The organism is Bradyrhizobium sp. CCBAU 21365 (genome assembly GCF_015291305.1).
Classification (GTDB): Bacteria; Pseudomonadota; Alphaproteobacteria; order Rhizobiales; family Xanthobacteraceae; genus Bradyrhizobium; species Bradyrhizobium elkanii.
The window spans coordinates 890,373-904,757 of record NZ_CP030036.1; the positions used below are offsets into that span (position 1 = coordinate 890,373).

General features: G+C 57.6%; 13 protein-coding genes and 2 pseudogenes. 7 read left to right on the forward strand and 8 right to left on the reverse strand.

Features of this window, described 5'->3' with window-relative positions; all coding sequences use genetic code 11:
- Nucleotides 1–10: 10 nt before the first annotated feature.
- A pseudogene (locus XI02_RS46200) lies at nucleotides 11–165 on the forward strand (TrbI/VirB10 family protein); the annotation flags it as partial.
- 179 nt (nucleotides 166–344) lie between these two features.
- Here the strand turns inward: XI02_RS46200 and XI02_RS04105 are convergent.
- Nucleotides 345–578: a polysaccharide deacetylase family protein gene (locus XI02_RS04105; protein WP_011082865.1), complete on the reverse strand. Its 234-nt coding sequence runs from the start codon at nucleotides 576–578 to the stop codon at nucleotides 345–347.
- Nucleotides 579–872: 294 nt separating this feature from the next.
- Here XI02_RS04105 and XI02_RS04110 point away from each other — a divergent pair, with 294 nt between their 5' ends.
- Nucleotides 873–1,058, forward strand: a complete 186-nt coding sequence (locus tag XI02_RS04110) for a hypothetical protein (RefSeq protein ID WP_011082864.1) — start codon at nucleotides 873–875, stop codon at nucleotides 1,056–1,058.
- 82 nt (nucleotides 1,059–1,140) lie between these two features.
- Here the strand turns inward: XI02_RS04110 and XI02_RS04115 are convergent, their stop codons facing one another.
- The 4 genes from XI02_RS04115 to XI02_RS04130 all read right to left on the reverse strand — a co-directional run bounded on the left by XI02_RS04115 (nucleotide 1,141) and on the right by XI02_RS04130 (nucleotide 4,344).
- Nucleotides 1,141–1,380, reverse strand: a complete 240-nt coding sequence (locus XI02_RS04115; RefSeq protein WP_014490262.1) for a recombinase family protein — start codon at nucleotides 1,378–1,380, stop codon at nucleotides 1,141–1,143.
- Nucleotides 1,381–1,444: 64 nt separating this feature from the next.
- Nucleotides 1,445–3,025 carry a recombinase family protein gene (locus XI02_RS04120; protein WP_011082862.1) on the reverse strand — a complete coding sequence of 527 codons (1,581 nt, stop codon included), beginning with the start codon at nucleotides 3,023–3,025 and terminating at the stop codon, nucleotides 1,445–1,447.
- Nucleotides 3,026–3,117: 92 nt separating this feature from the next.
- Complete coding sequence (locus XI02_RS04125) at nucleotides 3,118–3,405, reverse strand: hypothetical protein (protein ID WP_011082861.1); 288 nt, start codon at nucleotides 3,403–3,405, stop codon at nucleotides 3,118–3,120.
- A 96-nt stretch (nucleotides 3,406–3,501) separates the two neighbouring features.
- Nucleotides 3,502–4,344: an acetoacetate decarboxylase family protein gene (locus XI02_RS04130; protein WP_011082860.1), complete on the reverse strand. Its 843-nt coding sequence runs from the start codon at nucleotides 4,342–4,344 to the stop codon at nucleotides 3,502–3,504.
- A gap of 1,182 nt (nucleotides 4,345–5,526) precedes the next feature.
- On the opposite strand from XI02_RS04130, the gene XI02_RS04135 reads away from it, so the two are divergent.
- A complete protein-coding gene (locus XI02_RS04135) occupies nucleotides 5,527–6,285 on the forward strand; it encodes a glucose 1-dehydrogenase (protein ID WP_011082858.1) in 759 nt (252 codons plus the stop codon).
- 45 nt (nucleotides 6,286–6,330) lie between these two features.
- Nucleotides 6,331–8,091 carry an oleate hydratase gene (locus tag XI02_RS04140; protein ID WP_011082857.1) on the forward strand — a complete coding sequence of 587 codons (1,761 nt, stop codon included), beginning with the start codon at nucleotides 6,331–6,333 and terminating at the stop codon, nucleotides 8,089–8,091.
- Here the strand turns inward: XI02_RS04140 and XI02_RS45005 are convergent, their stop codons facing one another.
- Nucleotides 8,092–8,517: a hypothetical protein gene (locus XI02_RS45005; RefSeq protein ID WP_223153801.1), complete on the reverse strand. Its 426-nt coding sequence runs from the start codon at nucleotides 8,515–8,517 to the stop codon at nucleotides 8,092–8,094.
- A 318-nt stretch (nucleotides 8,518–8,835) separates the two neighbouring features.
- Between XI02_RS45005 and XI02_RS04150 the strand changes: the two are divergent.
- Together XI02_RS04150 and XI02_RS44805 are read left to right on the forward strand one after the other, a co-directional pair.
- Nucleotides 8,836–9,060: pseudogene (locus tag XI02_RS04150) on the forward strand (ATP-binding protein); the annotation flags it as partial.
- 43 nt (nucleotides 9,061–9,103) lie between these two features.
- Nucleotides 9,104–9,244 carry a hypothetical protein gene (locus tag XI02_RS44805; protein WP_016841328.1) on the forward strand — a complete coding sequence of 47 codons (141 nt, stop codon included), beginning with the start codon at nucleotides 9,104–9,106 and terminating at the stop codon, nucleotides 9,242–9,244.
- A 491-nt stretch (nucleotides 9,245–9,735) separates the two neighbouring features.
- On the opposite strand, the gene XI02_RS04155 is transcribed toward XI02_RS44805, so the two are convergent.
- Together XI02_RS04155 and XI02_RS04160 are read right to left on the reverse strand one after the other, a co-directional pair.
- Complete coding sequence (locus tag XI02_RS04155; protein ID WP_011082855.1) at nucleotides 9,736–10,845, reverse strand: IS630-like element ISBj5 family transposase; 1,110 nt, start codon at nucleotides 10,843–10,845, stop codon at nucleotides 9,736–9,738.
- 156 nt (nucleotides 10,846–11,001) lie between these two features.
- Nucleotides 11,002–11,292 carry a hypothetical protein gene (locus XI02_RS04160; RefSeq protein WP_011082854.1) on the reverse strand — a complete coding sequence of 97 codons (291 nt, stop codon included), beginning with the start codon at nucleotides 11,290–11,292 and terminating at the stop codon, nucleotides 11,002–11,004.
- A 1,027-nt stretch (nucleotides 11,293–12,319) separates the two neighbouring features.
- On the opposite strand from XI02_RS04160, the gene XI02_RS04165 reads away from it, so the two are divergent.
- On the forward strand, nucleotides 12,320–14,320 hold the full coding sequence (locus tag XI02_RS04165; protein WP_011082853.1) for a cytochrome c: 2,001 nt from the start codon (nucleotides 12,320–12,322) through the stop codon (nucleotides 14,318–14,320).
- Nucleotides 14,321–14,385 lie beyond the last annotated feature (65 nt).

A 14,385-nucleotide genomic window follows, 5' to 3' on the forward strand; every position in this document is an offset into this window, starting at 1 on the left:
CCGAGTCGCTGGACGACCTAGCAGCATCAGCCAGACTGGCCAGCAGATCTGCAGCGCCAGCTCAACATCCAGCCGACGCTGACCATCCGGCCAGGTTTCCCCGTGCGGGTCATCGTTACCCGCGATTTGGTATTGGCACCCTACGGCAAGGGAGGAACGCCATGACGAAGCTCAAACTCGGTCCGCTACGCGACATCCCGGTCTGGCGTATCTTGATCCATCATGCGTTGCCGAACGCGGCCGTGCCATATTGACGGTGCTCGGGTTGCTTGTTGGGGGAGTGGTCACGGGCTCAATCCTTGTTGAGACGGTGTTTTCGTGGCCCGGGATGGGCAATCTGCTTATCACGTCGATCGGCAGCTGTGGTGCGCTACGGTGTGGCCCTGGGCGGCCATACGCCGCACGAGCTCGGGAAATTCCGCCGAGGATCGGCCCACCAGAAAGAACGTGGCTCGCGCGCATTCCTGTGCGAGCGCAGCCAACACCTTATCCGTGTTCGGCGGCCGCGGTCCGTCATCGAAGGTGAGGACGACTTCATAGTCCGCCATCTGCGAGTTCGGTTTGATTCTACGCTTCATCGCGCGATTCAAACACGGTGCACCTTTGTGTGTCGATATAATTAATGACTCAATACGTGTTATACAAAAGAATACAACTTAAACGTTGACATGGCCGAATGGTATTTCCTATCGTCGCATCCAGAAAACCTCGTACGGCAGGCGTAAGCCATCTTGCGCGCCGGCAGTTTGCCGAAGGCGTAACTGACGATCGTAGAGCGCTCCGTAGGGAGCGCTCTACGTATTTGAGCAACGCGGCCGGCAAAAGCCGGCATCTGATGGCCCCGGCACGCTCCGAAAAGGTGGTAATAACCCGTGCGAGACCTGATCATCGAAGCCTTTGACAGCGTCATCCGCTGCGAGATCGCGGAAGCAGACGACGTTCGCAAGGAAATCGCCCAGCGCGGCGCCTACTGGGCCGGCGACGAGATATGGAAGCTGGGCCGCCAAGTCGCCGCGCTGCGCAAGCGTATCGCCGAGCTGGAAGAAACCGACGCATGATCTCAGCAGACCGCGAGTATCTGCTCGATGCCCCTCTAGAACCGTGGCTTCAATCGCTTCGAGCGGCACCGTGCGCCGGTTATCACAGAAACCAGTTTCCTTCATGCGCGTGCAGATCGTTTGCCTCAGCAGTCATCCACTGCTCGCGCGGGTTTTCGCGGCTGATGCGCTTGCCGGTCTCCGGGACCTTTATGAACCTTTGGCGGTTCCAGATGATCCGCCCGGCGTACTGAAGGATGCCGTTCAAGCGCTTGCGGCTACCGTCAATGGTCGAGGCGTTCCAGGCGCCGCCACGTGGCCCGGGTACGCCTTTCTTGTTCAAGGCAGTTGCGATGTCGCGTGGCGAGTTGCCGCCTTCAACGGCTTCTTCATCTGCGGTGTTAGACTCACGAAGGCTTTTCCTTGCCGACGCATTCGATGAGGAAGCGTGACAGCGCTTCGAACGTGTCAAATCGGTTTATGGTGCGGCCCTTATAGACTTCCTTTGAGAACCAGAACATGCGACGACTGAAGGTGAGCCACGCCGAGGGCATCAAGACATAGTCGAAGATCGCTTCGTTCTTCTCGTCCAGCCGAACCGCGACAACCCATCCCTTCGGCCACCTCACGCGGTATTGCAGCGTCCAGCGCAAGGGCCGGTTTTCATAGTTGCGGCATCTCGCGACCCGAAAGACGACATTCACGACATTGTCGATTCGAAGACATTCAGTCGAAGCATTGAGGGTGGCACTGCGACCAAGTCTCTCGAAGGCGTCTCGAAGGCGAGCAGCATTGCTAAGCTGAAGGGCGGCCCACCGTTGGTGCGACGCGTATTTGTCAAACCATTCTTGATTGCCGTTGTACCCAATAAGACGGTAGATGTTCCGCAGCGCGCCGAAGTGCAAAACATACGATGACATGGACGGCAGTCCCGGACTTGAATTGATAATCGTCTTACTAAGCTTGCCTTTCTTCATCAGGACCTTACGGAGCCGAAGCAACATTTCCTCTTCGGGAATGCTGACGCGCCCCTCACCCATAATCTTTTGCGCGCGCCGGAATGCGTCGCGATGGACGATAGGTTCGATGGCATTCTCTTTTCTGATCCAGAGCTCCCTTGGGTTGCGCGTCACCTTGGCGCCAAGTTTTCTGCTTTTGCGATTGTAGGTCAGAACGCCGATATAAGCTTCGTTCCGGAGGAGGTCACCGACAGCCTTTCCAAGCCACGGTCTTCCCTGGCTATTCAAGATCCCTCGCTGGTTGAGCTCTCGGGCAATGGTGGCCTGCGATTTGTGACGGAGATATTCGTGGAGAATCCAATTCACGATCTCGACTTGATCGGGCGCACCGGGGATGAGCTTGACATGGTCGGTAAGCAAAGATTTGCGCTGGCCGATCGTTAAAATGCCCTTCGGTCTGCATTGATCGTCGACGAGACGTCGTTGGAACGCGTAAGCCGTAGGGCCGCCCATTTTGAAGCCGCGATGCGTCAGCCGGACTGACCCTGCGAAAACTTTGGCGGAGAGTTCCCGACTGAACTCAGCCGCCATCACTCTCTTAATATTCTTCATGATGCTGGCGAGAAGGCTTCCGTCATTGTCGAATTGCTCCGCGCAATAAGCAACCTCGACGCCCGCCCTGCGGCAGATGAACTCGTAGTGCGCGCTCTCGTCAACGTCCTGAAAGCGTCCCCATCGGCTCACGTCGAAGACAAGCAGATGAGCGAAGTCAGCGCGTCCCGATTGCACGTCTTCAACCAGTTCGGTAAGGCCCCCCCGGTTTTCGATTCTGAGGCCGCTTTCTCCCTCGTCACGATAGGTGTGGACGATGGTTAGCTTGTGAAGTTCGGCGTAGGTCGCGATGACCACTGCCTGATTCTCAATCGAGTATTGCTGGTAATCCGTCGACATGCGGACATACTGCGCCGCCCGTCGCGCTTTCTGCGACTGAGGCAGACGTTTCGCGTGTACAACAAGGGTGTTCCCCATGTTGCCTCCCCGCGGCTATATCGCGCCGCGCTGTATTGCGCATCGCAAACCATTTAGGCGCATCATCAAGTCCGCGCCATCGGAAAGTGTATTCAGAAAGAGTCAACTGCTATGTCGTTTTTCTTGAAAGCACGTTGCGGCGGGCGAAGCGAGCTGCAGAGAAATGCGGGTTTGCGCTTTTGGGCCCGTAGCCGACATGTCCGGCGCAGCTCTTTCGTCTGCTTCTGACGAGGCAACCAGCAGGATATCGTCGTTGTCCTTGTCGATGATGTTGAACGCCCATCCATCATGGCTGTGGCGATCGCCACGTCGGCCTTCTTCTCCTTATTGCCGCTATTCTTGTTGTAGACGTGGGTCTTGAAGCCGGCCTTGTCGACCATCTTCCAGAATGAGTCGCCGGGGAGGTGAACCCCACATACCGCCCGTCAGCTGGCAAACCGACAGCGCTGGCAGCAATTTAGGATTGGATGAATTCTTCAAGCTCGTCGATCATCGTTTACCGGGTTTGATTCCTCCGAAAGGATATCAATGGCCTCGAGCCTTGCGTCATACTCCTCGTATGTGCCGAGCAGGGCTTGGCCAACTGTCAAGTTGTGCACGGGATCGATAATCGAGGGGGAGTCGTAAGTTAGGGAGGTTGGTCCAGTAAATAGAACTTCTTCGCCACGCTCGTCGCGTCGCAACGTTCGGTCCGTACACCATTTGACGAGTTGCGTGACCTCTCCCTTCCCGGACTCAATGATGGGCGGCAGCTGCCGAACCGAGTAGAAATTCGTCCGCGCAGAATACATCTGCCGCGAATCCGAGCTCATGCGCTCGTCTGGTTGAGCGGTAAGGGTCAGCAGGCGCTTGCCTTTCGGACGCTCGAGCGTACCCTGAATTAGACCGCCTTCTCTGATCAGTCTAATGTGCGCCAGCTTTTTTGGAGCACCAAGAACCTCTCGTCCCGAGGCGAGAGCTGCATCATTTACCGTCACGTAAATGTAAGGGATGTAGTAGCCAGTCTCGCCGTCGGGATCACGAACTTGAATTCCTGAATAGCACTCCAAGTATGGCCCGACAGTGCTTGAGCGATAGCTCGCGACCCCCACAATGGCGATTGCAGGGTTTGCTGCAGGTGCTAGTTCCTTCGGCAATAAACAATTCGCCTCGTGCCCCACGCTGAACATAAGGTTTATGGCTTGGCAGCCGAGAAACGCACCGCCACGATTTTTGCCCCCATGGTAAAGAGGCGCATCAAGCGGAATGCCTTTGACGTCGGGCATCGCATCCTCCTTGATCTCAGAACAATTCGCGCGGTTGGAGATTGAGCTATTCATCTCACCGCGCCTCTCCGGTTGTTGAAGCGCCCCTGAAGCGACTGTACTGCGCTGGCAGCGATGTGGGTTCGGTAGTCCGTGCGGCACATCGATCCGGTGATAGCGATCTTCGCTACGCGAGGCCGCAGTGCCGTTTCTGCGCCTTGCACCTCAATCCGCCGGATTAAACGATCCGAAAACATCCGACACGCTTGACCTTTTCCATTCTAGAAGCCGGCAGCTGTCCTGTGCTGCCGGATGCGCCTGATTGTGCATCCATTCCGGCGGAGCCTGCTCACCGATGATGACGTCAAGGCGAGTGGGTGATTCCTATTTGTCTATCAGTCGTTATGCAACGTCGATGCCAGGCACCTCGTGCGGTTTATACGGCTCACTGGCTGACGTCAAATTGGGTACGAGTGACCCGACAACTTTCGACCCTTGTTCTGTTGCCTTCCTCGCTTGTCCGATTGACGACGCGATGTCGAAAGCCCGACATGATCAAGTATCCGGACAGAAAGTCGATGAGGCTCTCTCACGAGTTTTCGCAACAGCCTCGATTAAACCAGATCAGCGTAACATTGTCGCTGCGCATGGTCGAAAACGCAGGCCCTGACATCGCCGTCTCGGTGGAGAGTCGGAAGACCTCCGGCGCCTGTGCAAGAGTCACGTGAGGCTGACTTCCCATCAGAGTCTCGGCGCGCCGATTGCACGGAATGGATACTCCAATTCGCAAGACTAAGGAGAACCTCATGCGTTCTGCGCCCCACTTTTCGATCCACAAGGAGCTCAGCACCGTTCGGCACCGGTATCGCTCCGCTCGCGGGTACCGATCCTATCTCCGAAACCGGAGGAAATTCGGTCGCAAATTGTCGGCGTCTAGAAGGCGGGGTAGTTCGGCAAAGCCAATGCAATAATCCAAAGGATGGCTAACGCCTGAGCGGCGGAAGCATGTTCGCGACGTGAAATCGTTATCGAAGTGCTTTAGCGCCAATTTACACGGGTACTGCGCACAGGCTTTGGGAATCAAAGATGATACGTAGCAGAGGGCAGATCGCCAAGAGTCCGGGGCGTGGTGCAGACCGCAACTCTTGGCTTGCCCGACTTTCAATGCTCGTTCTCAACCATTTTGATCAACACGCCCGTCATCCTTTTTGATGCTGAAAACCCCTGCACCGCCACTGATCGAGGGAACCAAGAGTTATGGGACGTGTGAGCGAAAAAGTCATTTTGGTAACCGGCGGGGCTCAAGGGATGGGGGCCGCTCATGCGCGCCTGCTGGTAGCCGAGGGCGCGAAAGTCGTGATCACCGATATTCTTGACAATGAAGGAGCGACTTTCGCGGCCGAACTTGGCCCATCCGCGATCTATGTGCGTCAAGACGTCGCTCAGCCAGGGGAATGGTGCCAGGCGATTGCGGCTGCGGAGGGCAAGTTCGGCGCGGTGCACGGCCTCGTCAACAATGCAGGCATAGCGAGTATGGCTCCCATCGAGCGGTTCCCGCTCGAGCAGTGGGAGAAGACCCTGGCTGTCAATCTCACCGGTGTATTCTTGGGAATGCAGACTGCCCTACCTGCGATGCGCCGCGCGGGCGGAGGCTCGATCGTCAACATCTCGTCGGTCGAGGGGATGAGGGGTAGTCCTGGGCTTCACGCCTATGTTGCTTCCAAGTTCGGCGTGCGGGGCATAACGAAGTCCGCTGCCTTGGAGGCCGCCGCGTCCGGCGTTCGCATAAACTCTATCCATCCGGGCTTCATCAACACTCGGATGACAGAGAACATCGATCTTTCCAGTTTTCCAATTCCGCTCGCGCGGCCAGCCGAGCCGCAGGAAGTGTCACAGGCAGTCTTGTTCCTGCTTAGCGACGAGTCCTCTTATCTTACCGGCTCCGAAATCGTCGTCGATGGCGGTCTGACGATCGGCGTCCCGCAGAAGGGTCAGGCGGTCGAAAACATCTTCTGACTATCAGCGGACGGATTGTCACATCAAACGAGATCGAATGTCGCGATGTATTACACCAGTGGAAATTACGAAGCTTTTGCTCGGCCCCGCAAACCCGCCGGCGTGGATAGCAAGACAGCATGGTTCGTTGGTTCGGGGTTGGCTGCGCTCTCCGGCGCGGCCTTCTTGATCCGCGACGGGCAGTTGCGTGGCGACCGTATCACCATCCTCGAACGACAGACGGTTCCGGGGGGCGCGTTGGACGGTTGTCAGGATCCGGAAAGGGGATTCGTGATTCGAGGTGGTAGAGAGATGGAGGATCATTTCGAGTGTCTCTGGGATCTGTTTCGTTCGATCCCATCGCTCGAACTTGAAGGCGCCAGCGTGCTCGATGAGTTTTACTGGCTGAACAAGGATGATCCGAACTACACACTACGGCGGGCGACGGTGAAGCAGGGGCAGGATGCCCATACCGATGGCCTCTTCACACTGAGCGAACAGGCCCAGAAAGAGCTGATTGCCCTTTTTCTTGCCACTCGTAAGCAGATGGAGACCAAGCGCATCGACGAAGTGTTCGGAAGAGATTTCTTCAACAGCAATTTCTGGCTCTATTGGCGGACCATGTTCGCCTTTGAAGAATGGCATTCAGCCCTCGAGATGAAACTTTATCTGCATCGATTCATCCACCATATCGGCGGCCTGCCGGATTTCAGTACGCTGAAGTTTACCAAATACAATCAATATGAATCGCTCGTTCTGCCGTTATCCAAATGGCTGTTGGCGCAAGGCGTCAACTTTCGCTACGGGGTCGGAGTCACCGATATCGATTTCGACATAAAGCGTGGCCGCAAGCAAGCCACAGCCATCCGCTGGCTGGAGAATGGCATTGAGGGCAGTCTCATTATTGGCGCCGACGATCTTGTTTTCATGACGATCGGGTCGCTGACCGAAAACTCGGACATGGGGGACCATCACACGGCCGCCAGGCTCAACGAAGGACCGGCGCCCGCCTGGGATCTGTGGCGGCGTATTGCGGCCAAAGATGCGGCCTTTGGACGCCCAAATGTCTTTTGCGGCAATATTCCTGCAAGCAAATGGGAATCGGCGACGATCACGACCCTGGACAAACGCATTCCAGCATACATCCGCAAGATCGCCAAACGCGATCCGTTCAGCGGCAAGGTTGTCACAGGAGGCATCGTTACGGTGAAAGATTCGAGCTGGTTGCTCAGTTGGACCACAAATCGCCAGCCGCATTTCAAGCGCCAGCCCAGCGATCAAGTCGTCGTCTGGGTCTATTCGCTATTCGTCGATAAAGCCGGCGACTACGTGAGGAAACCGATGCAAGATTGTACGGGCGAGGAAATCACGCAAGAATGGCTTTATCACCTCGGTGTGCCGGTTGCGAGTATACCGGAACTCGCCGCTGGGGCCGCCAAGACGGTCCCGGTGATGATGCCCTACGTCACTTCCTTCTTCATGCCGCGGCAGGCGGGCGACCGGCCAGATGTTGTGCCGAAAGATGCGGTCAATTTCGCCTTCATCGGCCAGTTCGCGGAGTCGGGTGAACGGGATTGTATCTTCACGACGGAATACTCCGTTCGGACCGCGATGGAAGCCGTGTATATCCTCCTCAAGATTGAACGTGGCGTGCCCGAGGTATTCAACTCGACCTATGATATTCGCAAGCTGCTTGCAGCAATGGGTAGACTGCGCGACGGCAATGAAATTGAGATCCCGGGACCTGCGTTCCTGCGCGAGCTCATTCTAAAAAAGATTGAAGCGACTGAGCTTGGCGAACTACTCAATAAATATCACCTGAGGTGATTAAGGCAGCGGACGCTGCGGCTTCGCTCGGATAGAGAAGCGCTGTCCTGCGCCGTGACGGCTCGGACTCGCCAAGGCGCGGATCAAACGTTCGCGCCGATCTTCCAGGCAACCTTTAGGCGTACTCTGGAATTCGGTGTTCTTTCGGCTTGATGTTATTCTCGCCACACGCATCCGATTAACCTCTTGCCACGAGGTGAGGGCGAAACTAGCTAGTGGCTCGTCACAGTGATCTTGATGGTTTGATACCGGCCAGCTTAGGATAGGCAAGTTTTCTGGCGGCACAAGGACTTCGATGCTTCTGGGGATGCAGGATTCGGCGGGTGGCCGTCCGGACATGTGCGAATAGGTATAGATGAACGCCAGATAATGGCCCTGCTTCTCGGTAAAGCGTGCGCCTGGTTTTTGACTCATGGATCGATTCATCCGTGCCTCCTTAGTCGTCCGTGAAGAACAGGTAAGGGGCTGATCTGGAGTCGTTGTTTTTCGGCTGCGGCGATTTTGTGATTGCAGGCTTTGACAGTGCGGTAGCTCGGAACCTGCAATTTGCAGTTTGAGATTCCCTCGAATCGCACGGCATGATTCGGCGCTCGTATCGGGAGGAGCCGATGCGACCGAAGAAGCCGAAGGCGACGGACGAAGGTGATCTGTTCCGGGCCAGGCTCAAGCAGGTCATCAACATGGAGCACGAACTGGTTCAGCACGCCGGCAAGATCAATTGGGACTGGATCGACTATCGACATGAAGGCGCCGCGCGGGCTCGACAAGCCGCTGTTCCAAAAGCTCGTCGCCGGCGAGTGGATCGACCGGCATCAGAACCTGCTCATCATCGGCCCGACCGGCGTCTGCAAGAGCTGGATTGCTTGCGCCTTGGGCCACAAGGCCTGCCGCGACAACCGCTCCGTGCTCTGTCAGCGGCTGCCGCGGCTGTTCGAGGCGCTTGCCCTCGCGCGGGGCGACGGCCGATGGTTGGGTTGCCGATGAGCTCCGCGCTTTGACTTCCTTGTAGACGTTGCTGATCGACATCGCGGATGTTGCGACACCGCGCCATCGACGAACCGCGTTCGGATGCGAGATCGGCGTGATAGCCATCGATCTTGGCGAGCATCTCCTGCACGAGCGCCGGATCAAAGTCGATAGCGACTGCTGCTGACTTTGCCGTCGTTTGTCCCTGTTGCGTTGCTTGGCCTCGGCGAGCTCTCATGCGCTTGACCTTGCCGATGATGGCGTTGCGAGATACGCATCGCCACCCCTCGCAGACACCGAGTGGCCCGCGCTCCACATGCATTGCAGAAGCGACACCTCCTCAGAATCCCATGCCGATGTGGCTTGATTGACCATCGTTCGTCATCGTCACGAGCACGAGTCGATGGTCGTTTTGATTGTCGCCAAAAGCAGTGCGTGTCGATGTTTACGCTTGTTCGCCGCTATTCGATGTTCGGAAAGGTTTTTGGCTGCGACGATCGGCCTGCCTTATAAAATAGGCAGACGAACGTGTATTTATGCCTGCGGTTGCATCGTGTCCGGAAAGTTGATCCGCTTACGTTAACGGCTGTTGACAACATGCGTTAACGGCGTTGCAATCACCAGCACGACAAACGGCGGTGAGTTTACCAACTAACAACAGCAGCTAGTCACATGAATCTAAAGTTCGCCACATAGAGTCTGCTGGGCTTTGTGGCAAAAGCGTTTGACGGAAGCCAAGATCTGGTCTGCGGACTTGGTCCATTTGAAGGGCTTCGGGTTGTTGTTGTGCAATTCGATGAAGGTACGGATGTCGGCTTCGAGCTGCCTGACGGAGGTGTGAACACCTCGCCGGATCTGCTTTCTGGTGAGTTCAGCGAACCAGCGCTCGATCTGATTGATCCACGACGCGGAAGTCGGCGTGAAGTGGACATGATAGTGCGGCCGGCGAGCGAGCCACGCTTTAATCTTGGGGGTCTTGTGGGTAGCGTAGTTGTCCATGACGATATGGACAGCGAGCCCCTCAGGGATTTGAGCGTCGATCTCTTTGAGAAACTTCAAGAACTCGAGCGCCCGATGGCGCTTGTAGCATTTGCCAATGACGAAGCCGGAAGCGACATCGAGCGCGGCAAACAGCGTGGTCGTACCATGCCGCACATAGCTATGCGTGCGACGTTCCGGCACCCCAGGCATCATCGGCAAGACCGGCTGCTCGCGATCGAGTGCCTGGATCTGGCTTTTCTCATCGACACTGAGGACAACGGCTCGGTTAGGCGGCGACAGATAAAGCCCGACAATATCGCGCACCTTATCGACGAATAGCGGATCGCTCGATAGTTTAAATGTCTGGCTGCGGTGCGGCTGCAAGCCGAACGCCGTCCACATTCGGCGGATCGTGGTGTGAGAAAAGCCAGTATCCGCAGCCATCGAGCGGATCGACCAGTGCGTTGCGTCGGGCGGCGTCGTACGCAATGTCCGCTCGATTACCTCGGCAACCTGATCATCGTCGATGGTTCGAGGGCGGCCCGGGCGGGCTTCGTCAAGCAGGCCATCACAACGATCCTTCAAGAATCGGCGGCGCCACTTGCCGACGGTGTGTTCATGGATGCCAAGTTCGGCAGCCACAGACTTGCTTGGCAGACCAACTGCACACCGCAGGATCGCGCGGCATCGCTCAGATAGCGATCGGGCTACACGATGACGACGAACTTGCCTCTCCAAGTACGCCCGCTCCTGCGAACTCAGCACCAACGGCGCGATCGGCCGGCCTTTCACACCTGCATTCGCCACGAGCGCTCTCCTCTCTAGAGATCCGAGCGATCAACTAATGTCACGAACTTCCGTTCCAGATGACTAGACCACGACGGCGTTACTGCTCGCACACGGCTACTAGCGTGGGTACCCGAGCGTTTGCGCGGAAGGATGGGCCATGCAGTCGATCCCTTGCTAGGTGTCGTCGGTGCCGGGGATCGTGCCGTTCTCGGAATACTGCCAGAGCTTCCGGTGCCGCGACGCCGACGTCTCCGGAGGTGACGATGCTGACGTCGACTCGACTTCAACCATTTCAACAGCGACGATGCAAACTTGGTCGCTTGGATCAGCCCTGCGGGCAGCAGGCCGCCGGAGCCGCCGCCGCCGCCGCCGCGGATGGTCGAGCAGCGCCTGGACGGCCTCGTGCAGATCGTCGAGCGGCTCAAACCCACCTTCGAGAAGGTCGTTCAATTCGAGCCGCAGCATCTCGTCATCCCAATCGGTGCGTCGAAGGCCTCGAAGAGACGCGACCAAGCGCGAAGCTCGAGACAATACCCGAGAGTGTACCAACAGCAACGGGACAGCTCGCAGAGATGGAAGCAAAAGTAAAAAGATCAAACAGCGTCATAGCAAGTCCGCCGATCTGGAAGCTAAGCGCGCGCTGAACCGCCTGAAGGAGGTTGACCCGGAGGGATATGAGGCCTTCCTTCGTAAGCGCGAGAACCGCGGGGACACTGGCGGTTTCGGCCCGGCTGGACGGGCGAGGCCATAGTCACCACCACATTCCTCGCCGTCGCATTCGCACAACTCTGGCGCGTCGTCGCCATGCGCAGCAGCCGCTCCGGTACCGTTTTCAACGAGTTCACGCGCAATCCATGGGTCTGGCTGCGCTCGGCCTGTACGGCCCTCTGCTCGCAGTCCCTCTCTACTGGCCGCCGATGACAGAGGTCTTCCACGTCTGCCACCGACGCTCACGATGTGGAGCATTGTCGCGGGCTACAGCCTGACGCCGATGCTGCTAATTCAGGTCAGCCGCGCCGTCATCGTGCTTGCCAAACGAAGCCGTTAAATGGTAGCCGCGTTGCTTGGCTCGAATTCGCCGTCTGCATCATCGTGATCGGCGTGGCCGGATGTATGCTCATGGTCATTGCGCCCTACGGAGTCCTGATCTCCGAGTGCGAGCCTATTGCCCTCAGGCGCCCGGCCAATTCCGTTCGCTCGCGTTCCCGCGGATTACAGCCCCCCGATCTCCCACAGCGGACCCAACGTCACTGCAAATTCGATCGCGAGGATGGGATGGCGGCTCGAACAAGAGCTCGTCCGAACGCTCTAGATGTTCTTGTTATGCGGTCAAGTTCGCCCATTCCACAGACCACCGATTGTGACGTCAGAAAGAATAGTGATCGCGTCTCAAGGACGTCAACAGCAGGGGTAAGCCTACAAGATCATGTAGTTGTAGTATTACTGTTTGCACGGCTCTCTGCTGGAGGCCGTTCGCTGACACGGGGGAGCCATGTCGACAGTTACCAGCGCAATTCGGCGCCTTTGGTGGCGACGCTTTCTTGTTCTTCTGGCGATCATCGTGGTCATTGCTTTGATCGCAGTCATGACCAGCTCCCAGCTTGGCGCGACAATCGAAGCTCTGACGCCGCCTGGTCTCCCTGAACCGGTTTCCGCGAGCGAGCAGGTTTCGCTCGATCAGGGCTGGAACGCCGAAGACGCCGATCGATTCCATCATAAAGCCCAGGGCACGCAGACCTTACCGATCCCGCTGTCATGGTTTCTCGCCCTGGAAGCGCCGCTGAACTCGCCTTTCGCTATCCCCTTTTTCAAACGAGAACGGTTTTCTGACAACCGCTATTTACTGCGGTTTGGATTCATAGAGTCTGCCGAAAGCGAGAACAATGAGTACGGTTTGCCGATCGGCTTTGCATATTCGCCGTTTCAGTCGATCCGCGGACTTTCGCGTAAGGAGACTGCCGTTGGATTGACCTGTGCCGCGTGCCATACCGGCCAACTGATCTTCAAAGAGAAGCGCTATGTCATTGAAGGCGGCCCCGCCGTGACCGATCTCGGTCAATTGACAAATGCGCTCCGCGCTGCGCTCGCACAGACCGCTTTGTCGGCAAAGCTACCCTTCTTCGACGGTCGCTTCGGGCGGTTCGCGAAGCGCGTTTTAGGAACCGAGTACAGCGATCTTACACGCGTCCAACTGTCCAAGGAGCTCGATGGAATACTTGGTGCTCTGATCGATCAGCCCGCTGGGATCGACGTCACGGAAGGGTTTACCCGCCTCGATGCGCTCAATCGCATCGGCAACCAGGTGTTCGCACTCGACCCCAAGCGCTACGGCAACTACGTCAACCTCAACGCCCCTGTCAGCTACCCGCACATCTGGACATCGTCATGGTTCGATTGGGTGCAGTACGACGGCTCGATTATGCAGCCATTGGTGCGCAATGCCGGCGAGGCGATGGGGGTTTCGGCGGAGCTCAACCTCACCGCCCCGCCCAAGGGGGGACGTTTTGCCAGCAGCATCCCCTTCGATAATCTGCACTGGATCGAACAACAGCTCGCTGGAAAGGACCTGCCGCTGGTGGCGAAAGCCTTCACCGGACTGAATGCGCCAGCCTGGCCCGACAGCTTTCCTGCGATCGACAAAGCCAAGGCCGCCGTGGGAGCCCAACTCTACGACAAACATTGCAGCGGCTGCCATCTTCCAGCGCTGACGCCGGACATCGTGCACGGCAAGGCCCCGGACGCGGAGTTCTGGAAGAACTTCGGCCCTATCCGCTGGCGCGGTCGCGATGGGCAGGAGAAGCAGACGAGGGAATCCGTACTCAACGTCAAGATCATCAAGCAAAGCCATATCGGCACCGATCCGGCCCAGGGCGACGTGCTGCGCAATCGCACCGTGGACACCGCCGGCAGCGAACTGGCCAGGGCGGGCCAGAGCAGCCCAGGGCTCGGCCTCGACATCGATGTCTGCCAACGGAAGGCTGACAACACGCTGGATACGATCCACCTCTCGGACCATGCGATGCAACTCTACGCGCTTGCGCTCGGCGCCGTGGTCCAATCCGGCATCGACGAATGGCTTCGGTCGACCGGGACGGTCCAAGCGGAGATCGAAGGCGATCGGCCGAACTGTCTAGCGGCAGGTTTCGGCTATAAGGCGCGTCCGCTGAACGGCGTATGGGCGACTGCGCCGTTCCTGCACAACGGCTCGGTGCCGACGATCTACGATCTGCTCAGCCCGGTTGCGGAGCGCCCACAAGTCTTCCTGCTCGGTGAGCCCAGCTTCGATCCTGTCCGCGTCGGTATCGTGACACGGACGGTCGCTCCTGAAGGCAGGACCTACGACAGCAAGGGCTACTTCATCATCGATACGTCGAGGCCCGCCAATCGCAATACCGGCCACGAATTCTCGAACGAGAAGCATGAGGGCGTCATTGGCCCTGCGCTGTCTCCGGAGGAGCGCAACGCAATCATCGAGTTCCTCAAGTCGATCTGAAATTGATTGGGTCAGCTCCAACTGGAGCAATAGCGAAGACCATCTCGCTCCCGCAGGGGGAAAGG